The sequence below is a fragment of the Thaumasiovibrio clandestinus genome, assembly GCF_047250365.1.
Taxonomy (GTDB): domain Bacteria; phylum Pseudomonadota; class Gammaproteobacteria; order Enterobacterales; family Vibrionaceae; genus Thaumasiovibrio.
Genome location: NZ_JBLBVL010000003.1, coordinates 382,261 through 403,622, shown reverse-complemented (window position 1 = coordinate 403,622; position 21,362 = coordinate 382,261). Strand labels below are relative to the sequence as shown.

Sequence of the window (21,362 nt, the reverse complement as noted above, 5' to 3'; positions counted from 1 at the left end):
TGGGAGATAACGTCACCGTTCAAAATTCATCATGAATCTTTGAACTATATAACAGTAAGCAATCCGCCCAGTTGTTAACATCTTGTTAATTCGGGCGGATTGTGTGTTTGTATGTCTCTAAAGCTCAAACTGATCTTATTAGCGCTATTACCACTAATGCTAGTCTCTATGACCATTGGATGGATTTCTATTCACCAAATGTCTCAATTAGGGAAGTTAGAGATTGATACCTTTGAAACCAGTCTGATGGAGACAAGAGAGCAAGCACTCCACGACTATTTAGATCTCGCTCTAAACAGTATTCAACACCTCACCGAACGCAACGACATTCCTAAAGTGCAAGCTCAACAGGCTGTAAAGCAAGTCCTTGAAGATCTTACCTACGGTAAAGATGGCTATTTTTTCGTTTACGACCAGTATGGAACCAACCTCGTTCATCCGATTCAGCCTGAGTTAGTCGGCAAAAACTTATATGATTTACAAGATGAAAAGGGTAATTATCTCATTCGTTCTCTATTAGATGCGGCACTCGATGGCGGTGGTTTTCATCGTTACTTATGGCAAAAACCTTCCACTGGTGACACCGTCACCAAACTAAGTTATGCGCGTTGGATACCAGAGTGGCATTGGATGATAGGCACTGGTCTCTATATCGATGATATCGAACAGCAATTAAACCACATCCAGAAAACTATCGACAATAATATTAAAACCACCTTTATGACGGTTTGTGCTCTATTGCTTGTCACTGTCCTTGTTATCCTCTGCACTGCACTAGCTATTAATCTTCATGAACACCGCCTTGCGGATGACAACCTTAAAACCCTGGCGCATAAAACCGTCATGTTTCAAGAAAACGAGAAAAAACACTTAGCAAGAGAGCTTCACGATGGTGTGAATCAGACACTGGTATCAAGCAAGTGCCATTTTGAACTACTCGAAAAACAGCTCCCTCAACTCCGGGAGAACAGTGCATTTACCTATGGCTTATCCACACTCATTAATACCATTACAGACCTACGGCAAATATCACACAGCTTAAGACCCAGCACCCTAGATGATATTGGCTTAAATGCCGCGTTGCAGGGACTGCTTGAGAGTTTTTCCCATCACTCATCCGCCACCGTTCACTATACGCTTCCCCATGAAGCTATCGCATTAAATAGTGATATCTCGACCACACTCTACCGTGTTGCTCAGGAATCTCTAGCCAACATACAAAAGCATGCTTCAGCACATCATGTTGAACTGGTCATTGAAATATTAGGGCAAAACCTACAACTGATCATCCGTGATGATGGTGTCGGTTTTCATTTACAGCAAGCACTCAGCAATGATGGTATTGGGCTAAAGAACATGCGCGAAAGAATCGAATTTATAGGTGGTCAATTTGAGATTGTCACTGAGCCGGGATATGGCACCGAAATTTCAGTTGTTATTACCTACCCCAACATAGAGGAAATATAATGGCCATACGCATTATGCTGGTTGATGATCATCAAGTGGTGATTGAAGGGTTTAAAGCCCGCTTGTCACATGAAACAGGCATGGATGTTGTTGCCACTGCCAATAATGGTCAACAAGCTTTAGAGCGCCTCGCTACAATAACACCAGATGTTATTTTAATGGACTTCAGCATGCCGGTGATGAATGGACTCGAAGCAACAAAAGCCATTAAACAGGCTTACCCTGATGTCAAAGTACTAATGCTAACCATGCATGATAGAAAGGAGTACATTATGCAAGTTATGCAAGCTGGAGCTTTCGGCTATATCCTCAAAGAGATCTCTGCAGAAGAGATGGTCAATGCCATTCAAACCGTCGCTCAAGGGGCAACCTATTTTTGTCAAACAGCCAGCAATGCTCTCTTTTTTAACACAGAACGTGCAGTAGACAACCATCAAAGTACCCCTCTCAGTCGCCGAGAAAAGAAGGTACTCGCGTTAGTGGCAAAAGGGTTAAGTAATAAGAAAATTGCCCAGCAACTAGACATTAGCACGCGTACAGTAGAAACGCATCGACAAAACATACGCTACAAACTAGACATCCAATCAACAGCAGAATTGGCACAGTATGCCTCAACTCATGGAATCAATGAATAAATCCACCATTATCATAGCGATCAATAGTGAACTTGATTACACTGCAAAAATAGCAGTCAACGACAACATGAAAAAAGCATGCCTTCACTCTCTATTATTACAAGAATAATTAACGGGTTTCGTCAACGTTCTCATCCATGGATAGAAGCGCTGCTTATTTTCGTTATTGGTTGTATGCTGATTGCAGCGATACACTATCCCGTTGGTTCTTATCTGCTTAGATCTGACGTATCTAGTAAATTAAATTCACTGATCTACCACTATTACAATCGGATTTCCGGCGTTGAATCTGCACTCAATCAACTCGATAAACAGCTAGCATTTGACTGCAGTGACAACGATATTCAGTTAATCAGACAAACCACAGAGTCATCCGTTGGTGTACAACTTATTGAGGTCAGTAGCTTAGAATCTCGCTGTAGCCAGTATGGCAATAACAATGTTCCCGAAGTGGATCCTAATGTTCCTACGCTGCACCATCTTAATCTTCCTACTCACAAAATTTCGGTTTATAAGAATCATCGACTGAATGTAGAGTTTCAATTTCCTAATGCAACATATCGAGTCATCACTGATCCTTTACCGCATATCTATATTGACCACGACAAGTGTCAACAATGCCTAACCTTGTCATTAGTCAACCACCGTGGAGAGCACCTTTATGTCTATGACATGAATCCGGGTCAGGAATATTTCCCCGTGGCAGGACAAACGCTATCAAGCAACCTGTCATTACATATCGAGGGTAACGCCGAGGCTATTAAATATTATGTCTCTCATTGGCATTTCTATTTGAGACTTATCAGCGTCATTGCTCTGATCGTCATTTCGCTATTATGGGCAACCAGAAAAACAATAAAATGCTCTTTAACCCAACTTATCGACAGTGGCATTAAGAATGACGAATTTATCCCTTTCTACCAGCCCATTGTTGATGCAAAAAATAAGCAAATCGTCGGTTGTGAGGCGCTCATTCGCTGGGTAAAACCCGATGGTGAAATAATCTCGCCACTCAGCTTTATTCCCCATGCTGAGACTAATGGTCAAATAAAGCCGATTACCATGCAATTAATCAACAAAGTGGTCCAGCACATTATTGCACCGCAGTGGAGTTATCCGTCATTCTATATCAGCCTTAATATCACACCTGAACAGCTAGAGGATAATGGCTTTGCTGAGCATATAATTGCCCTTCTTGAAAAGCATCATGTCTGTGCTTCATCTTTCGCCATTGAAGTAACAGAACGTACCCCGTTCCAAAACCTGTCCAAAGCATATTCTTGTATGACCAAATTAGATAAGCACGGTATTGCGATAAAACTCGATGATGCTGGTACTGGGTATGGCGGTTTTTCCTATCTGCAATCGCTGCCAATTCACACCCTAAAAATTGACAAAATGTTCATTGATACCATAGGGACAAAAGATCTGAAGCGCAATATACTCGAATCTATTATTCAATTTGGCCACACTGCTGGCCTGACTCTGATTGCAGAAGGGGTAGAAACTCTGCAACAAGTAGATTATTTACTCGCGCACAACGTTCACTATATGCAAGGCTTCTACTTTGGCAAAGCAATGCCTTTTGAAGAATTTCGGCATCATTGCAAAGAAAAGTACAACCAATAAGGCAAAAAAAGCCACCAATCAACGAAAAGCCCCCCTCTAGGTATTGTTATTTCATACGATAATTCTAGAATGTCACCGTTTTAAAAATTCGACCAATACGTTATCGCTTTAACGTACTGGCTAATCTAATTAAGGAAACAGAATGATTCTTGTTGTTGGACACAAAAACCCTGACAGTGATAGCATTTGTTCAGCGCTTGTTGCCGCCGAATTGTTAAAATCTCGCGGTCTCGATGCAAAAGCAGTACGCCAAGGTGATCTTAACCGTGAAACCCAGTTCATTTTAGATCAAGCACAAGTCGTGCAACCTGAAATGTGCACATCAGTTGCAGGCCAAAACCTATGGCTAGTCGACTTTTCAGACCTAACCCAAGGTCCTGATGATATGGCGGATGCTGAAGTCTTGGGTATTGTTGATCACCACCGTTTAGGTGACGTAACAACAACAAATCCTCTTGAAGCATGGATTTGGCCTGTCGGTTGTACTTCAACCATTCTATTTAACTTGTTTAAAATGGAAAATGCTCAGATCACACAACCAGTAGCAACACTGATGCTATCTGCAATTCTTAGCGACACTGTCGGTTTTGCTTCACCTACCTGTACGCAAAAAGACAAAGATGCCGTTGCTGAACTCGCGCCACTAGCTGGCGTAGAAGATCTAGATGCTTTTGTTAAACAGCTACTCATCGCAAAAACTGACATTGAAGGCCTAAATGCTGCTCAATTAGTAGAAAAAGATCTTAAAGCTTACCCATTTAATGATCGTCAAGTTGTGGTTGGACAAATTGAACTAGCAACATTAGAGCAAGTAGATGGCATGATCGAAGCGCTTGAAATCGATTTACAACGTCGTTGTGATGAAGAAGGTCTTGCGTTTGCTGCTGTTATGCTAACTGATATCACGACAAGCACAACACGCCTACTGTTCAAAGGTGAATGGTCAGATAAACTTGCAGCACACCTTACTGATGGTGTACTGATGATGGAAAATACCTTAAGCCGCAAGAAGCAAGGCTGGCCTTGGCTTCAAAACGAACTCGCTTAAACGATGGGTTCGTAATCCTCGTAACTAAAGGGCAATTTTCATTGCCCTTTTGTTTTGCCAATCATTAAGAAACTGCTCACCCACTTCGTAACCATGCTGGTAATCAGCCTCCAATTCCTCTTGCTTACTTAATAGTGCCGAGGACAATAGCTCTTTTTGCGGAGCAATTTGTATAACGTCTATACCACTGGGCAAAGATGATAATAATTGCGCCGTTTCCTCAGTATTACGATAGTGACTCATCAGCATATCTAACATTTGTGGACTGAAATCACGCCCCTTCAGCGCTTGCAACCGATAAAAATGATCACCACTAAACAACCAACGCCCTCCCCCTTGGGTAAACTTTAGTTCTCCAACTTTTTTAGAAACTTCGTCACTTAAATTGCTGATCACCGTTGACTCAAGCCACTCTTTCTTAAGTATTTGCAGCTTCTCGGCGAGTTGAGCATGAAAGCTTTTCAACATATCCAGTTCTGCCCCCAAGTTTAAGCGAGCAAGGTACATGGGGAGTTCTGCTTCAACACTCTTTCGCCATGCCTCTATGCCTGCTTCTATATTAGCTAGCGAGGACATTGTTTCCTCCTTTATTGGCTCTGTTCTAATAATGACGATCTGTTTAGCACCTTGCCGAATGGCTTCTTTGACTGGGATGGCAGAACTCACGCCACCATCAACCCAGTAAAGCCCCTGCATTTCAACCGGTTCTCGAAACAACATCGGGATTGCACATGTCGCTTTCGCCAACGTAAACCAATCATGACCAAAAATAGGAAAGTAAAAATCCTGTAAACTACTTTTGTGAGTCACGCCCGCCAAAGCGTGCCTTCCCTCGCTCAAGGTCTTTTGTGCCGTGGAAAAATCAAGATCAATCGCGCCGCCGCTAGTGGCTTCTTTTAATAACCAATCAAGGTCCATCGACTGCTGTTGTCGAATAAATTTAAATAGATTGAAAAAACGATCCTGGGTCGTTAACTCAGAAATAAAGCGAAAACCAAACTGAGGTTGACGGCTAACAAAAGAAGCAACGTTCAGAGCGCCTGCTGACACACCAATATACAGGCCAAATGGATCAAACCTCGCGTGCTGAAATGCATCCAAAACACCCGATGTGAACACCCCTTTTTGCCCACCCCCTTGCGCCACTAGGGCTAAATTCGGGCATGGCTCTGAAAATACCGTCATTCACAGCCTCACTTTTAATGATAACGTCATCTTATCATCAACCTATTTACACAGTATCAATTTGAGACTGCAATCAGTCCAAACGCCAAAATAGTTGATAATGCAATAACAACAACGACAACCGCCCACTTAAGTTCTGTATCCATTACTCTTTTCTCCTTTTTTACTTTCAAAGTAAGTGTAGATGAGCAAAATAAAACAGATTGTTAACAACATCACACGATGCACACATAACGCACTAAGCAGCCGCACCACGCCGTGACTATTTATGCACAACACCTCACCGAAAACCCAAACAAGCAACCAAACCACTGCGCAGCCACAACAACCAAATAGATAAAAACGCAAATATTCGCATATTTATTCTGTTAACAACATATTAATGGTGCATATATAGCAAAAATGTTGCAAAAAACAGGCGATTGAATGAGTTAACAGCAATAGATTGAAATGATTAACTATCCACAAATAAAAATATTATTCTAAAAAATATCAATAACTCAGGGATATCATCGAGCTTTGGGGGAGCTAAATCTATACGTTAAGCTACCTCCGATGATAAGTATGGTTGAAAAGTTCATTAAGCATCAACATTTCAGAAACATCTTCTATTGTATTATCTCCAAGCAAACGATAATCTGCACGTGTCACAATTAGCGAATCATGTTGATTTCGCAAATACAACATCACAAATAACAGATAGTAAACCTATTTTAATGGAACTAAATAGGATAAAACACTACTAGGAGTTTAAAATGCAACGAGAACAGTGGGGATCCCGTGCTGGATTCATATTAGCTGCTGTTGGTTCAGCCATCGGGCTGGGCAACATCTGGCGCTTTCCATATATGGCGTACGAAAATGGCGGTGGTGCCTTCTTTATTCCTTACCTTTTTGCCATGCTCACCGCCGGTATTCCTTTTATGATCATGGAGTTCACGTTGGGCAGCCGCTTACGCAGCGCTGCACCACGTGCATTCGCTAAAATCAGCCCTAAATTAGAATGGCTTGGATGGTTTCAGGTCTTTATTGCTGGCATCATTGCTGTTTATTATGTTGCCATCATTGGCTGGGCAATTTCATACATTGGCTTCTCGTTCTCACAAAGCTGGGGCACAGATACCAATGCCTTCTTCTTCGGAGAGTACCTAAAACTAGGCGATAACCTACCAACTAAGTTAGGCTCAATTCAGACACATATCGCGGGACCTATGCTACTGGCATGGCTAATCACCTTTATCGCTATCTTTAGCGGTGTTAAAGGTGGGATCGAACGTGCTAGCAAGATCATGATGCCAGTACTGTTCTTTATGGTACTTGCACTTATCTTACGCGTAGGTTTCCTTCCTGGTGCGATGGATGGACTGAACTTTATGTTCAAACCGGATTTCAGCCGTATCATGGATGCCAAAGTATGGTCAGCGGCTTACGGTCAGATCTTCTTTACCCTAAGTGTTGGCTTCGCCATCATGATTGCCTATTCAAGCTACTTGCCAGAAAAATCTGATATCAATAATAATGCCATGATGACCGTTATGATTAACTGCGGATTCTCAATCATGTCAGGCATCATGATCTTCGGTATTCTAGGCTACATGGCACAAGAACAAGGTGTTGCGATTACTGAAGTCGTTTCAGGTGGTGTCGGCCTTGCGTTTGTAACGCTACCAGCAGCCATTAACTTACTACCTGCACCTTATATCTTAGGGCCGTTGTTCTTTATCGCATTGACGGTAGCGGGTTTAAGTTCAATGATATCTATCATTGAAGCGGTAACATCTGCGGTTATTGATAAAACCAAACTACCTCGTAAAAAGGCAGCAGTGCTTGTTTGTGGCTTAGGTACCTGTTGCTCAATGCTATTTGCAACCAACGGCGGTCTGTTACTGCTAGATTTGGTCGACTACTTTATGAACAACGTTGCGCTATTATCTAGCTGCCTTGTTGAGTTAATCTTGATCGGTTGGATTCTGAAGCAATTACCTGAACTTCGTAGCCATGCTAACCGAGTATCTGAAGTGCATGTCGGCAAATGGTTTGATCTGTGTCTACAATTTGTTAGCCCGATTTTACTTGCCATTATTCTAGGCACCAACTTAATCAATACCATTGCGAATGGTTATGAGGGTTACCCTGTGTTTGACCTCATCGTATGTGGTTGGGCATTGGTTGGAACAATGCTAGTCGTTGCGTTACTGATTAACGCGAATAGCAAACCTGTTGTTGATATTACGGAGGCATAACATGGAATTCAGTGCCATCATTATGATGATAATTGGTCTGGGATGTACTTGGGGCGGTGCTGCCATCTGCATTCGCCGAGCCATGAAAAAGTAATTCTCACCTGAGAATAGAAAAGCAGCGCTATCGCGCTGCTTTTTTTTATCTTTTTTGTTTCTCTTTGTAACATAATCACCTACAATTGACCCACATATACAATGAGTTACCTATGAGTTATCACGGATGATACTGATGAAGAAATTGATGTTAATGCTGGTGCTATCCCTCACCTGCACCCTATCCTACGCAAACATTACCTCATGCCAAAGTGAAAAGTATCATCAATACGTCGACGCCAGCTTAAACTGGTATCAAGCGTTAGTTGACATCACGCGTGAAGATAACCCGTCGCTCGCCGACGTTGGCCAATGGTTTTTACAAGGTAGACAAACCCATTTTTACTTCAATCGCACGGCCGTTGACTGGTATCTTCAACACGCCCCATCTGAGTTAAAAACTCATCTTCCAATTGAGTCTTGGCTTGACTTAAGTCAAGAGAAAATCAAAGCATTAGCCAATAGTGAACACCCGTTATCTCAAGATGCACAAGTGGTTTACACCCTTCGCCAGCAACAAGCACATGAACAAAATTATGCTCTCAGAAGTGCATTTGCAGATTTGCTCAGTACTCCGACAAAAATAGAAGTACCACTAAGCGCATACAATGATGCAATGGCTAGCCTTGCATTAACTTCATGCCAAAACAAATAACTAGGGTGTATAAAAATGCGTTTAACTGTGATGATTTCTGCAGCACTGGCTATCGTGCTATCTCAAACCTGTTTAGCTAAAGCACCCACCAGTGCAGGTATCTCTGGTGACATTGGCCTTAGTGCCCTCTATTTACAATCTCGATCTCAATTTAATACTGAAGAGAGCACCACCGAGGATTTAACGTCATCCGGCAAGCAGAACGATAAGCTGGCTGTCTACCCGTTGGGAAACATCAACTACACCTTTAGTGACAAACGCAATCAACTCTATTTCGGTACCAGTCGCGCTGATGTTGCACTAGGCAACTTTCATCTTGAACTTGGTTTACGCCACTGGACTGCAACCAATACCGAATACAGTATTGGCTTTATTCCTGGTGTGCTAAAGAATGAAACGTGGTCAGATCCTTACCTAGTTCAACAGCCACGAACCAAAACTGACACTAATACTTGGGCGGTGAGGTTTCAAGCAAAAAACATCCAAACCCTACCTCTTAGCCTCGAGGTGGCAGCAGGGAAATTACGCATTGATTCCGAACAGAGTGGCCACTCTAACATTAGGCCGTTAGATACCTCGGTCCTTGACCGCAATGCTCAGCTCTATTATGGCAAGCTAACATACAGTCACGTTTTTGGACGCCAGCTTATCGCATTAACATCCGTAGACTATCTAAGAAATGATGCCGACGGTAGTGCCATGGCCTTTCATCAATTTGGTGTAGAAGGATCGCTAATTCTTAATCAACGCTCTTCATCTCTGATTACGACGTTGGGTTATGACCGTGCCAACCATGATGCATTGAATCCAATATTCCATCAAAAACAAAATGACGATACGTTACGTCTCTTTTTTGCCTACGAGTATCGAAACCCGTTTAACTGGGAAAGCTGGTCTATCGTCTCTTTATTAGGCTACCAAGATACCAAATCCAATATTCGTTTTTACGATAAAGATAGCTTATTGATTTCATTGGGTATGAACTACCGTTATTAGGATGTCGACCCTGTTACGCTACCCAACTCAATTACCTTAACGTTTTTGCAGTTTTTTTTTCGTCATTTTTCCGCTAACCTCTGCCAATAAACACGATATTGGCGCTGGTGACAAATACCGTCCCCCGCTAGCAAGGACGCTAAAAAGACAATGGTAAAAAACACTAAACCCGCAGTAGCAACAATCGACAATCTTGCGCGCATTTTTACAATACCAGAAGCGCCAGACTCTACGTTGGCAAAAGTCGAGAAACAGATTTCTGAAAATCTGAACGATTTTTTGGGCACACACATTGCTGCGACAGAAAAACCACTGTCTGAAATAGAAAAAGACTTCAGCTCAGCCGTCCTGCCAGAAGTACCAACCTTCGTTTCAGAACACACAAAGTTCTTATTAGAAAAGCTCGTCGCCCAGTCTGTGCATACCTCCGCGCCCAGCTTTATCGGTCACATGACATCAGCGCTACCCTATTTTCTGATGCCGCTGTCCAAAATAATGATTGGCTTAAATCAAAACTTAGTAAAAATTGAGACCTCTAAAGCTTTCACCCCCTTAGAGCGTCAAGTGTTAGGGATGTTACACAACTTAATTTACCAACAAGATGACGCGTTCTACTCAACTTGGATGCATAGCGCACAACATTCATTAGGCGCATTTTGCTCAGGGGGTACAATTGCCAATATTACTGCGCTTTGGGTCGCACGCAATAACTTGTTAAAAGCAGACGGTGACTTCAAGGGCGTTGCACAAGAAGGCCTATTTAAAGCGATGCGCCACTATGGCTACCAAGATCTCGCTATTCTCGTTTCTGAGCGCGGTCACTATTCTCTAAAAAAAGCAGCCGATATTCTGGGCATTGGTAGAGAAAACATTATTGCGATCAAAACCGACTCACACAACCGTATCGATACGGTACACCTTGAAAAAACACTTGAACAACTTACTCATCGTCAGATAAAACCGTTAGCCATCGTTGGTGTTGCAGGGACAACAGAGACCGGGAACATCGATCCCTTACACACACTGGCCACCATCGCCAAGAAATACCAATGCCATTTTCATGTTGATGCTGCATGGGGAGGCGCGACATTAATGTCAAACAAATACCGGCACCTCTTAACCGGTATTGAAGCGGCAGATTCCGTCACTATTGATGCGCACAAACAGCTCTACGTTCCGATGGGTGCGGGAATGGTTATCTTTAAGCGTGCGACCGCAATGGGGTCTATCGAGCATCATGCTGAATATATTCTGCGGAAAGGCTCAAAAGATTTAGGCAGCCATACGCTTGAAGGCTCAAGAAGTGGCATGGCAATGCTTTTGTTTGCCTGTTTGAATGTGATCAGTCGCCAAGGATATGAGCTGCTAATCAATCGCAGTATTGAAGCCGCGCACTCTTTTTCTAAAATGATTCAGTCACAAGTTGACTTTGAGCTTGTCACTGAGCCAGAGCTTTGCCTGCTCACTTATCGCTATGTTCCAGCAGTCGTTAGTGATGCCATGCAACACGCCGATGCCGAACAAATGCAACAGATGAATGCCCTACTCAATGACCTCACCAAATTTATTCAAAAACGACAACGCGAATCGGGTAAATCCTTTGTATCACGCACAAGAATTACACCTAAAAAGTACCATGGCCAACTCACAACCGTATTTAGGGTCGTATTAGCCAACCCTTTAACGACCAATGATATCCTTTTAGCGGTTCTTGAAGAGCAAAGAACTATCGCGAAAAGTAGTCAGATTGCTTACCCACAACTGGTTGAATTAGCCAAATTAATTAAGCAACAGACCCAGAGCAAGCTATGATTAAGATCTATCTTGATACAGTTTGTTCAGCACATACGATACCTGAAGCAGAACAAAAGGTGGGGTAACAAACTCTAACTGGGTAAAGGTGACGTGATGTCGGAAAATCGTTTAGTCAATGAGAATCGTGCGCAGATGTATTGGTGGTTCTCTTCGCTCTTTTTTACTGAACTATCAGAAAAGCAGCTACAGCATTATTTAAGCCACGGATTTTATCAGTTTTTAAATCAACTGAGCCAGAGCGAAGAGCTGCAAACTGCCGCCGACAGCTTCCTCGCCGCGCTGAACAAAGTAAGCCAACGCGATGATGCACAAATTGAGTTAGCCGCCGATTTTTGTGGCCTCTTTTTAACCGGCAACAAAAGCAATGCCCTTCCATACGCATCAATCTATCTAACCCAAGACAAGTTAATGTTTGGCGAACCAGCATTGGAACTCCAACAGCTAATGCATGATCACAATATTGGTTTAGCCACAGCGCACAAAGAGCCGGCAGATCACCTTGCTATTATCCTCGATTTTATTGGCAATTTAGCCATTAAAACCGTTGATAATCGTCATAATGAGAGCACTGATGATACGGTAAGCCAAAAAGACATCGCACGGCATACCGAAAACCGATACCTCACTGCACATCTCAATGAGCAACTGGGGATCCTTGAGAAATATGTCCAAAGCTGGCTGCCACAATTTAACCAACGCTGTCAGCAATGTGATCCTTTCGGGTTTTATGCCGCTGCAGCCGAACTGCTCATTGCCTATATCAATTATGATATCGAACTATGCAAGGAGAGCATTCTTGAACTTCAACAGAACGATAGTTTTCCTTAAATTAGAGAGGGCCTTTAGTTTTCATTACTGTTTGCACCCTCAATCATCGGCGTTTTTCTACAATAAATCACATCCTGATATGAAAATGATAAAGATCCTATCTCAAACATTGCACTATCATTGTTAGCAAGTAGAATGTGAACGCAAGCGATTAAATAGTGAAATTTGCATTACCGATTTCAAGCAAGTACTTAAATTATTAAGCTCAACTATAACGGTAAATAGACGGGCAATCAGAAGAAAAGAATGGCGACGATTAAAGATGTTGCACGCATGGCAGGGGTATCAACGACCACTGTTTCGCATGTTATAAATAAAACCCGTTTCGTAGCAGAAGCCACTCAAAAGAAAGTATGGGCTGCCATCGAAGAGCTAAACTATGCCCCGAGTGCGGTAGCGCGTAGCTTAAAGTGTAACTCAACCCGCACAATTGGTATGTTAGTCACTAAATCAACCAACCCCTTCTTTGCAGAGGTGGTTCATGGTGTGGAAGATTATTGCTATAGGTCGGGGTACACCCTCATCTTGTGCAATACAGAAGGTGATCTAACAAAACAACGCGACTACCTTCGAATGCTCGCAGAGAAACGTGTCGACGGCTTGCTGGTGATGTGTTCCGACCTAGATACTGAGCTTCTCACGTTATTAAAACGCCAGAAAGAGTTGCCAATGGTCATTATGGACTGGGGGCCAGAGTCAGTCACAACCGACAAAATACAAGATAATGCGGAAAAAGGCGCATACCTCGCAACGAAGCACTTTATCGAAAACGGTCATACTAAAATTGGCTGTCTCTCGGGTCAATTGCATCGTGCTACTTGTATTGAACGAATTAAGGGTTTCACTACCGCACTCAACGAAGCTGGACTTGACGCGAATCAAGACTGGATTTTAGAGGGTGACTTTGAATGTGAAACCGCCGTTGTTGCGGCGCAAAAATTCATGGCAATGGAAGAACGCCCTACTGCCATTTTTTGCTTCAACGACATTATGGCAATGGCACTGATCAGTACGTTTGAGCAAGCAGGCCTTCGTGTGCCACATGATGTTTCAGTGATTGGTTATGACAATATCGATTTGTCTCCATACTTTTCACCGCCGTTGACCACTATTCATCAACCTAAACACCGCTTAGGTCGAAAATCTGTTGAGTTACTCTTAGCGCGTATCAAAGACAAGGGAAATGACAGACAACTGTTTATTATGGAGCCAGAGCTGATTGTTCGCAATTCAGTTAGACGCCTTAACTAGTCAACCTATTCCCCCTTAAAATACACAAAAAATGTTAGAGCCAGTAGCATACCGCTACTGGCTCTTTTTGTGGTTTATGCAAAATATCTACCATTATATTCTTTCAATTTCTTATCCTTAGCTGATTCCACTGAACCGATGTCACACTTTTAAATTGGGATGAAGATCATAAACTAAGATTAAGATAAGCTACTGCGTGTCACGAACAGGGCAAACCTTTCGAAAGATTGGGACGCAAAGCTTCCGGCCTAACCGTCAGAAAACATAGATTTTTTTGACGAATGGTAGCGGGGTTGCCGATGGAAAAACCAAATATGACGATGCATGACTGTTGACACTACGTTGACAATCTTTTCGTACGCTTGGTCTATTCTTGGTTCCTAGCTCTGATTAGTGGTGACCTATTCACATAATCACCGAGATGTAGCATGGACAAACCAGTACTAAAAAACTCAATTAAATTATTATCCAGCTTCGGGCACATAAAGTCGCGCTCAATGTTTGGTGGGTTCGGCCTATTCTTAGGCGAAACCATGTTTGCATTGGTTGTTAACGACAAGCTTCATTTACGTGCCAACGCAAGCAACGAGCGCGAGTTCAAAGCCAGCAACTTTGAACCGTATATTTACAAAAAACGCGGCTTTCCCGTCGTTACTAAATACTACGCGATCCCGGAAACTTGGTGGGACACGCCAGATCAGATCATATCGCAAGCCTCCGTTGCGCTATCTTCTGCCCAACAAGATAAAGAGGAGCAAGTCGCAAAAAAAGCCAAACTACCCGATCGTATTAAGGATCTGCCCAATTTACGTTTAGCCAATGAACGTATGTTGAAAAAAGCAGGTATTGCTTCAGTCGATGAGTTGGTGGAAAAAGGTGCATTAGAAGCATTCAAATTGCTGCAGCAATCACAAGGAGACAATCTCAATGTCGAGCTATTATGGGCGCTGGAAGGTGCAATTACTGGCAAACATTGGTCCGTGGTTGGAGAAGCAAGACGCCAAGAGCTTCTAACTCATCTAAATCAATAACCCCTCAATAAAAGCCACATCACACAAATGTGGCTTTCTTTTCATACTCGTTCTATTTTTTCACCACATTACGTCACACGCATCTATAATTTAGCGTGATGCCATAATGGAGAGTGATAAATATGAACTCCGACAAAAACAACGATGCACCCTGCGCTAAACGAGAATGGCAAGCTTACTTGTTTACCATCCTTTTTCTCTTTCCAATCCTCTCTGTCATCTTCGTTGGCGGTTATGGTTTCATTATTTGGATGCTGCAAGTCTTCTTCCTTGGCCCTCCAGGTCACGGCTAACGCCTTTATCGCCCGAGCTCTATCCAAAATAACTAGATTGAGAAATCATTATGAAAGAAAAACTAAAAGCAATATGGCGCGCATTCAATCGACCAGCTACCCATATCAGCCTAGGCGTGCTGTGTCTCGGCGGCTTTATCGCCGGCGTTATATTCTGGGGTGGATTTAACACCGCCCTAGAGGCTACTAATACCGAAGAGTTTTGCATTTCGTGTCACAATCAACCCGACAACGATCTTGTTTATACCGAGCTGCAAGAAACAGTACATTGGTCTAACCATTCTGGCGTTAGAGCAACATGCCCTGACTGCCATGTTCCTCATAACTGGACCGACAAAATTGCTCGTAAAGTACAAGCCAGTAAAGAGGTCTTTGCATGGTTTGCTGGCAGCATTAGTACACAAGAAAAATTTGAAGAAAGGCGCCTCGTTCTTGCTCAGCATGAATGGGATCGCTTCGCAGCAAATGGCTCACTCGAATGTAAAAACTGCCATAACTACGCCAGTATGGACTGGGATAGCATGTCCAACACAGCAAGAATACAGATGCAACAGGCAGCGGAGCGTGATCAGAGCTGTATTGACTGTCACAAAGGCATTGCGCATAAGTTACCCGAAAGCATGGATACATCCGGCGGTATGATTGGCGAGCTAGTTCAACAATCGCAAGGCACCCGTTACAGCGCAGGCAGCGATTACTACAGCGTACGCCATTTAGAAATGTTTGAAGACCCCGCTCTCTCTCAACGCGCCGGGCTGCTCAACCCTGCATCTATGATTAAGGTCGTGACGGAACAAAAAGATGCCATTCAAGTTGAAATCAATGGCTGGCGCAAGACTAAAGGCTTTGGCCGAGTCATTAATGAGGACTTTGGGTTAAACATAGCGACAGGCTCATTAACTAAAGAGGCCGCTGCAAACGATACGTTAGTGCAGTCCTTTGAACAAAAAGAAGACGACTTAACGGGTCTTGGATGGGAGCGCATTACGGTAACACTCTGGATGGCAAAAGACTCACTGTTATCATCGCCTGAGCCGTTATGGGCAAAAGCTGATGAGGCATACAATACCAACTGTAGTGTCTGTCATACACAACCCGCTCCCGCTCACTTTAGCACGAATGCTTGGCCCGGCATGTTCAACGGTATGCTGTCGTTCGTTAACTTAGATGCTGACAGCGAAGCACTCGTTCTCAAGTATTTACAAAAACATTCTTCTGATTTCTCAGACGACCATCATTAACGCAGGAAGGTGACATATGACTATCAGTCGTCGACAGTTTATTAAAGGGCTGGCAGCAGGAAGTACCTCTGCGATTATTGGTCCAAGTCTTCTTTCGCCACTCGCGCACGCTACTGAGGAAAATAGCAAAGCGGGAATATGGCGAGTTTCTGGCTCACACTTTGGCGCATTTCGAGCGCGCATATATGCGGGAAAAGTAGAAGAAATTGTCCCGCTTGAATTTGATAAATACCCTACCGACATGATTAACGGTATAAAAGGGGTGATTTATAATCCGTCAAGGGTACGTTATCCAATGGTACGCCTCGATTGGTTAAAAAAACACAAATACAGTGCAGATACGCGGGGAAATAATCGTTTTGTGCGAGTCACTTGGGATGAAGCACTTGATCTGTTTTATCGAGAGCTGGAACGCGTGCAAAAAGATTACGGCCCGTGGGCACTGCATGCCGGACAAACCGGTTGGCGACAAACCGGCCAATTCCATAGTTGTACCAGTCACATGCAACGTGCCGTTGGTATGCACGGCAACTATTTAACAAAGGTTGGTGATTACTCAACAGGTGCTGGACAAACTATTCTACCTTACGTTCTTGGCTCAACTGAAGTTTACGCACAGCAAACATCATGGCCTGAAATTTTTGAACACAGTGATGTTGTTATTTTTTGGGCTAATGACCCAGTCAAAAATACGCAAGTAGGTTGGCAATGTGAAACCCATGAAGTCTATGAATATTATGAGCAATTAAAAGATAAAGTGGCATCAGGCGACATTCGGGTTATCTCTATCGACCCGGTAAAATCGAAAACGCAAAATTACCTTAACTGCGAGCATCAATATATTCATCCTCAAACTGATGTTCCTTTCATGCTAGGCATCGCGCATACCCTCTATAAAGAAGAGTTATACGATAAAGGCTTTTTAGAAACCTATGCACTGGGGTTCGATGAGTTTGTACCCTACTTACTGGGCGAATCTAAAGATAACATTGAAAAAACACCAGAATGGGCGGCAGAGATTTGTGGTATCGAAGCCGATCAAATTCGTGACTATGCGCGCTTAATGGCGGCCAATCGTACCCAAATCATCTTTGGTTGGTGTATTCAGCGCCAAGAGCATGGCGAACAACCCTATTGGATGGGGGCTGTAATCGCTGCCATGCTAGGTCAAATCGGTCAGCCTGGTGGCGGTGTGTCATACGCGCATCACTATAGTGGTATCGGCGTTCCACCCACAGGCGCAGCCGGCCCTGGCGGGTTCCCTCGCAATGTCGATACAGGGCAAAAACCAAAGTGGGACAATGACGATTTCAATGGTTACAGTCGAACCATTCCCGTTGCACGTTGGGTTGATGCACTGTTAGAGCCAGGGAAAAAGATCAACTATAACGGTGCTACGGTTACCCTACCCGATATAAAAATGATGGTCTTTAGTGGCAATAACCCTTGGCATCATCATCAAGATCGTAACCGGATGAAAAAAGCGTTTCAAACGTTGCATACCGTGGTCAGCATTGATTACTGCTGGACTGCCACTTGCCGATTTTCTGATATTGTCTTACCTGCTTGTACCCAGTTTGAGCGCAATGATATTGACCTTTATGGCGCCTATTCTGCGAGTGGCATTCTTGCCATGCACAAACTGGTTGATCCGCTTTATCAGTCTAAAACAGACTTTGATATTTTCACCGATCTCTGTCGCCGTTGGGGAAAACACAAAGAATATACTCGCGGGATGGACGAGATGGAATGGGTAGAAATGCTCTACAACGAATGTCGAGAGGCCAACAAAGGTAATTTTGACATGCCTGACTTTGCGCAGTTCTGGCAAGATGGCTTGGTTACCTTTGGTAAAGGTAGTAACTATGTTCGCCATGCCGATTTCCGCGAAGACCCAGAAATAGCACCACTTGGCACACCTTCTGGTTTCATTGAAATCTTCAGTCGCACCATCGATAGGATGGGCTATCAAGGGTGTCAGGGACATCCAATGTGGCTTGAAAAAACAGAACGCTCACATGGCGGGCCTAAGTCGGATGTTTATCCACTCTGGTTACAGTCTTGCCATCCCGATAAACGGCTGCATTCACAAATGTGTGAATCAGAAGAATTTCGTGCCACTTATAGCGTACAAGGCAGAGAGCCCATCTATATAAGCCCTGAAGATGCTAAGTCACGCGGGATAGCCGACGGTGATCTCGTTCGGGTGTTTAATGATCGCGGGCAAGCATTAGTGGGTGCAGTTGTTTCCGACAACTATCCACCAGGCGTTGTTCGTATTCAAGAAGGAGCATGGTACGGCCCCCTTAATGAGGCCATCGGAGCCATTGATACCTATGGAGACCCTAACTCTATGACGCTCGACATTGGTGCTTCTGAACTATCTCAAGCCACCAGCGCCAACACCTGTGTCGTAGAAATCGAGAAATTCACTGGCGATGTCCCTCCCGTTACCGCTTTCGGCGGACCAATCATGGTCAGCTAAGCGTATAACAACACCGATTTGCCACCACCCATGAGCCACTATGTCTTTCGTTATTAAAAGCACATAGTGGCTGTTTTGTTTTAACTAACGATGCACCACCTAGTTGAACTGACGGGCTTGAATAGAGCTAGTCCTGTCGAAGTTGCTTCGCTGCAGACACCATATTACGCAATGCCGCCTCAGTCTCTTCCCAGTTTCTAGTTTTTAGTCCACAATCTGGATTTACCCACAATCGTTCTTTGGGAATACGTTCACCAGCCTTTTCAATCAAACCTACCATCTGTTCAACCGTTGGGATGTTTGGAGAGTGAATATCATAGACACCTGGACCAATTGCATTTGGATACTCAAATACTTCAAACGCATTTAATAACGCCATATCTGAACGAGACGTTTCAATGGTAATCACATCTGCATCGAGTGCAGCTATCGCCTCGATAATATCGTTAAAGTCGCTGTAACACATGTGTGTATGAATCTGAGTCTCTGCCACGGCACTGCCAGCCGATACTTTAAAGCTCTCCACTGCCCAATCAAGATACGCTTGCCACTCTGCCCGTTTAAGCGGTAACCCTTCACGAATCGCTGGCTCATCAATTTGAATAATGTTAATGCCCGCAGCCTGTAAATCTGCTACCTCATCTCGTAGCGCCAATGCTATCTGAGCGGCTATGTGTTGACGGCTAATATCTTCTCGTGGGAACGTCCAACCTAAGATGGTAACAGGGCCAGTTAACATCCCCTTCACTTTCTTATCGGTTAATGACTGTGCATAAGCCGACCATTCCACTGTCATCGGTGCTGGACGAGAAATGTCACCCACCACCACAGCAGGTTTGACACAACGCGAGCCATAGCTTTGCACCCACCCAAACTGCGTCGAGATAAAGCCATCCAGTAACTCTGCAAAATACTCGACCATATCATTGCGCTCTGCTTCACCATGCACCAAAACATCCAACTCTAGCTTCTCTTGACGCTGAATGGCCTCCTTTATGTGACCGCGTAACGCTAAATTGTATTCCATTTCACTTAATTGACCGGCTTTAAATTGACGGCGTTGCTGACGAATTTCACTGGTTTGTGGGAAAGAGCCTATCGTAGTGGTTGGATAAGTAGGCAAGTTAAGTGCCTGTTGTTGCGCTTGGGCACGCAACGGATAATCTGCGCTTCTTTGCGCCAGTGTGGCATTCCAATCACGAAGCCGAGCCTGTACGTTTGAGTTATGCACTTTTTCATCACTTCGACGCGCAACAATCGATGCACTATAAGCATGACATTGTGCTATAGCATCGCGCTTTCCATTTAAGGCGTCAGCCAATAGCGTGATCTCCGAGAGCTTTTGTTTCGCAAACGCAAACCAACTCTTCGCACCTTTATCAAGCTTCTCTTCACTCTCTAAATCAATGGGGCTATGAAGCAATGAACACGAAGAGCCGATCCATAAACGCTCACCTAAATCAGCTTGAAGCGGCGCTAAGGTTTTGTACCAAGACGATAGGTCGCTACGCCAAACATTACGACCATTCACGACACCGACCGACAGCACCCAATCGCTTGGCAGCGTTTCTACGACAACGTTGAGTTGTTTTGGTGCGGACACTAAATCGACATGTAAGCCATCAATCGCTAATGTTGAAATGATATCTAGCTGCGTTGCTATGTCATCAAAGTAGGTTGTTAGAAGGACCTTTATATCACCGCGTATTACTTGATAAGCGAGCTTAAAACTCGCCCGCCACGCTTGAGGTAAATCTAGCGCTAGAATGGGCTCATCTATCTGTACCCAATCAATGTTAAGTGCGACCAACTTTTGAATAATTTGCTGATAGGCAGCCAATAAGCGTGGCAATAGCGTTAAGCGATCGAAATCGGTTGATTTTTCAACACCCAGCCACAGGTAAGAGAGAGGACCCAGTAATACAGGCTTTACTTTGTGCCCTTGTTGTTGTGCTTCTGCTATCTCTTCAAACAATTGATGCCAACTCAATGAGAACTGCGTATCTTGTTCAAATTCAGGCACGATATAGTGATAGTTGGTATTAAACCACTTGGTCATGTCAGCAGCAGCACACCCACACTCCGTTTTGGCGCGACCACGGGCAATACGAAACAGCGTATCAAGGTCCGGGTGACCATTAGCGTGACGACGAGGGATGTTCCCCAACATCAAACTGGTTGTTAATACATGATCATACCAAGCAAAATCTCCGACTGTAACGTACTCCAGCCCTGCCTCAGCTTGATCCTTCCAATGTGTTGCTCTTAGCGATGCTGCGACCGCATTCAGCGCTTTTTGGTCAATGTCTCCCTGCCAATAAGATTCTAAGGCGAATTTCAGTTCCCGCTTCGCACCAATGCGTGGGTAACCTAAAATGTGAGTCGTGGTCATATTCATATCCTTTTAGCCGTCTAGATGTTTACAGAACCATAATCTAGGAGTATCTTGAATGAAACAATCACAATT

General features: G+C 43.8%; 18 protein-coding genes and 1 riboswitch. Of the genes, 15 read left to right on the top strand and 3 right to left on the bottom strand.

Annotated features, from left to right (window positions below; all coding sequences use genetic code 11):
- Window positions 1-111 precede the first annotated feature (111 nt).
- The 4 genes from ACKLNH_RS07465 (at window position 112) to ACKLNH_RS07450 (ending at window position 4,779) form a co-directional block, all read left to right on the top strand.
- Window positions 112-1,467: a cache domain-containing protein gene (locus tag ACKLNH_RS07465; protein ID WP_413111622.1), complete on the top strand. Its 1,356-nt coding sequence runs from the start codon at window positions 112-114 to the stop codon at window positions 1,465-1,467.
- The gene (locus tag ACKLNH_RS07460; RefSeq protein ID WP_413111621.1) at window positions 1,467-2,102 is read left to right on the top strand and encodes a response regulator transcription factor; all 636 of its coding nucleotides are present in this window, start codon (window positions 1,467-1,469) and stop codon (window positions 2,100-2,102) included. The genes ACKLNH_RS07465 and ACKLNH_RS07460 overlap by 1 nt, the downstream gene beginning before the upstream one ends.
- Window positions 2,103-2,180: 78 nt before the next feature.
- A complete protein-coding gene (locus ACKLNH_RS07455; RefSeq protein WP_413111620.1) occupies window positions 2,181-3,731 on the top strand; it encodes an EAL domain-containing protein in 1,551 nt (516 codons plus the stop codon).
- Between the two features lie 142 nt (window positions 3,732-3,873).
- Window positions 3,874-4,779 (top strand): manganese-dependent inorganic pyrophosphatase, encoded by a 906-nt coding sequence (locus tag ACKLNH_RS07450; protein WP_413111619.1) that lies wholly within the window; start codon window positions 3,874-3,876, stop codon window positions 4,777-4,779.
- Between the two features lie 24 nt (window positions 4,780-4,803).
- Here the strand turns inward: ACKLNH_RS07450 and ACKLNH_RS07445 are convergent, their stop codons facing one another.
- Both ACKLNH_RS07445 and cydH read right to left on the bottom strand, forming a co-directional pair.
- Window positions 4,804-5,964, bottom strand: a complete 1,161-nt coding sequence (locus ACKLNH_RS07445; RefSeq protein ID WP_413111618.1) for a patatin-like phospholipase family protein — start codon at window positions 5,962-5,964, stop codon at window positions 4,804-4,806.
- Window positions 5,965-6,020: 56 nt separating this feature from the next.
- Window positions 6,021-6,110: a cytochrome bd-I oxidase subunit CydH gene (gene cydH / locus ACKLNH_RS07440; protein ID WP_413111617.1), complete on the bottom strand. Its 90-nt coding sequence runs from the start codon at window positions 6,108-6,110 to the stop codon at window positions 6,021-6,023.
- Window positions 6,111-6,719: 609 nt separating this feature from the next.
- On the opposite strand from cydH, the gene ACKLNH_RS07435 reads away from it, so the two are divergent.
- The 11 genes from ACKLNH_RS07435 (at window position 6,720) to torA (ending at window position 18,895) form a co-directional block, all read left to right on the top strand.
- Entirely contained in the window at window positions 6,720-8,207 is a 1,488-nt protein-coding gene (locus tag ACKLNH_RS07435; protein WP_413111616.1) for a sodium-dependent transporter, read from the top strand.
- Between the two features lies 1 nt (window position 8,208).
- Entirely contained in the window at window positions 8,209-8,301 is a 93-nt protein-coding gene (locus ACKLNH_RS07430) for a MetS family NSS transporter small subunit (RefSeq protein ID WP_413111615.1), read from the top strand.
- 135 nt (window positions 8,302-8,436) lie between these two features.
- Entirely contained in the window at window positions 8,437-8,955 is a 519-nt protein-coding gene (locus ACKLNH_RS07425) for a M14 family metallopeptidase (protein ID WP_413111614.1), read from the top strand.
- Between the two features lie 15 nt (window positions 8,956-8,970).
- On the top strand, window positions 8,971-9,951 hold the full coding sequence (locus ACKLNH_RS07420; RefSeq protein ID WP_413111613.1) for a DUF2860 family protein: 981 nt from the start codon (window positions 8,971-8,973) through the stop codon (window positions 9,949-9,951).
- Window positions 9,952-10,101: 150 nt separating this feature from the next.
- Window positions 10,102-11,763 (top strand): pyridoxal-dependent aspartate 1-decarboxylase PanP, encoded by a 1,662-nt coding sequence (gene panP / locus ACKLNH_RS07415; RefSeq protein ID WP_413111612.1) that lies wholly within the window; start codon window positions 10,102-10,104, stop codon window positions 11,761-11,763.
- A gap of 96 nt (window positions 11,764-11,859) precedes the next feature.
- Window positions 11,860-12,594 carry a molecular chaperone TorD gene (torD, locus tag ACKLNH_RS07410; protein WP_413111611.1) on the top strand — a complete coding sequence of 245 codons (735 nt, stop codon included), beginning with the start codon at window positions 11,860-11,862 and terminating at the stop codon, window positions 12,592-12,594.
- Window positions 12,595-12,840: 246 nt separating this feature from the next.
- Window positions 12,841-13,845: a substrate-binding domain-containing protein gene (locus ACKLNH_RS07405; protein ID WP_413111610.1), complete on the top strand. Its 1,005-nt coding sequence runs from the start codon at window positions 12,841-12,843 to the stop codon at window positions 13,843-13,845.
- 199 nt (window positions 13,846-14,044) lie between these two features.
- A riboswitch (cyclic di-GMP riboswitch) is annotated at window positions 14,045-14,146 on the top strand.
- A 127-nt stretch (window positions 14,147-14,273) separates the two neighbouring features.
- On the top strand, window positions 14,274-14,876 hold the full coding sequence (locus ACKLNH_RS07400; RefSeq protein ID WP_413111609.1) for a TfoX/Sxy family DNA transformation protein: 603 nt from the start codon (window positions 14,274-14,276) through the stop codon (window positions 14,874-14,876).
- Window positions 14,877-14,998: 122 nt separating this feature from the next.
- Complete coding sequence (locus ACKLNH_RS07395; protein ID WP_413111608.1) at window positions 14,999-15,169, top strand: periplasmic nitrate reductase, NapE protein; 171 nt, start codon at window positions 14,999-15,001, stop codon at window positions 15,167-15,169.
- A 50-nt stretch (window positions 15,170-15,219) separates the two neighbouring features.
- Window positions 15,220-16,410 carry a pentaheme c-type cytochrome TorC gene (gene torC / locus ACKLNH_RS07390; RefSeq protein WP_413111607.1) on the top strand — a complete coding sequence of 397 codons (1,191 nt, stop codon included), beginning with the start codon at window positions 15,220-15,222 and terminating at the stop codon, window positions 16,408-16,410.
- Between the two features lie 16 nt (window positions 16,411-16,426).
- Window positions 16,427-18,895 (top strand): trimethylamine-N-oxide reductase TorA, encoded by a 2,469-nt coding sequence (gene torA, locus ACKLNH_RS07385; protein ID WP_413111606.1) that lies wholly within the window; start codon window positions 16,427-16,429, stop codon window positions 18,893-18,895.
- 127 nt (window positions 18,896-19,022) lie between these two features.
- Here torA and metE read toward each other — a convergent pair whose 3' ends face one another.
- Window positions 19,023-21,287, bottom strand: coding sequence for a 5-methyltetrahydropteroyltriglutamate--homocysteine S-methyltransferase (gene metE / locus ACKLNH_RS07380; RefSeq protein ID WP_413111605.1), 2,265 nt, complete (start codon window positions 21,285-21,287; stop codon window positions 19,023-19,025).
- Window positions 21,288-21,362: the final 75 nt, after the last annotated feature.

What these genes read in the sequence shown, in the direction of transcription:
- ACKLNH_RS07465 (WP_413111622.1), top strand. Translation starts at nt 112, where the DNA reads ATGTCTCTAAAGCTCAAACTGATCTTATTAGCGCTATTACCACTAATG.
- ACKLNH_RS07460 (WP_413111621.1), top strand. Translation starts at nt 1,467, where the DNA reads ATGGCCATACGCATTATGCTGGTTGATGATCATCAAGTGGTGATTGAA.
- ACKLNH_RS07455 (WP_413111620.1), top strand. Translation starts at nt 2,181, where the DNA reads ATGCCTTCACTCTCTATTATTACAAGAATAATTAACGGGTTTCGTCAA.
- ACKLNH_RS07450 (WP_413111619.1), top strand. Translation starts at nt 3,874, where the DNA reads ATGATTCTTGTTGTTGGACACAAAAACCCTGACAGTGATAGCATTTGT.
- ACKLNH_RS07445 (WP_413111618.1), bottom strand. Translation starts at nt 5,964, where the DNA reads ATGACGGTATTTTCAGAGCCATGCCCGAATTTAGCCCTAGTGGCGCAA.
- cydH (WP_413111617.1), bottom strand. Translation starts at nt 6,110, where the DNA reads ATGGATACAGAACTTAAGTGGGCGGTTGTCGTTGTTGTTATTGCATTA.
- ACKLNH_RS07435 (WP_413111616.1), top strand. Translation starts at nt 6,720, where the DNA reads ATGCAACGAGAACAGTGGGGATCCCGTGCTGGATTCATATTAGCTGCT.
- ACKLNH_RS07430 (WP_413111615.1), top strand. Translation starts at nt 8,209, where the DNA reads ATGGAATTCAGTGCCATCATTATGATGATAATTGGTCTGGGATGTACT.
- ACKLNH_RS07425 (WP_413111614.1), top strand. Translation starts at nt 8,437, where the DNA reads ATGAAGAAATTGATGTTAATGCTGGTGCTATCCCTCACCTGCACCCTA.
- ACKLNH_RS07420 (WP_413111613.1), top strand. Translation starts at nt 8,971, where the DNA reads ATGCGTTTAACTGTGATGATTTCTGCAGCACTGGCTATCGTGCTATCT.
- panP (WP_413111612.1), top strand. Translation starts at nt 10,102, where the DNA reads ATGGTAAAAAACACTAAACCCGCAGTAGCAACAATCGACAATCTTGCG.
- torD (WP_413111611.1), top strand. Translation starts at nt 11,860, where the DNA reads ATGTCGGAAAATCGTTTAGTCAATGAGAATCGTGCGCAGATGTATTGG.
- ACKLNH_RS07405 (WP_413111610.1), top strand. Translation starts at nt 12,841, where the DNA reads ATGGCGACGATTAAAGATGTTGCACGCATGGCAGGGGTATCAACGACC.
- ACKLNH_RS07400 (WP_413111609.1), top strand. Translation starts at nt 14,274, where the DNA reads ATGGACAAACCAGTACTAAAAAACTCAATTAAATTATTATCCAGCTTC.
- ACKLNH_RS07395 (WP_413111608.1), top strand. Translation starts at nt 14,999, where the DNA reads ATGAACTCCGACAAAAACAACGATGCACCCTGCGCTAAACGAGAATGG.
- torC (WP_413111607.1), top strand. Translation starts at nt 15,220, where the DNA reads ATGAAAGAAAAACTAAAAGCAATATGGCGCGCATTCAATCGACCAGCT.
- torA (WP_413111606.1), top strand. Translation starts at nt 16,427, where the DNA reads ATGACTATCAGTCGTCGACAGTTTATTAAAGGGCTGGCAGCAGGAAGT.
- metE (WP_413111605.1), bottom strand. Translation starts at nt 21,287, where the DNA reads ATGACCACGACTCACATTTTAGGTTACCCACGCATTGGTGCGAAGCGG.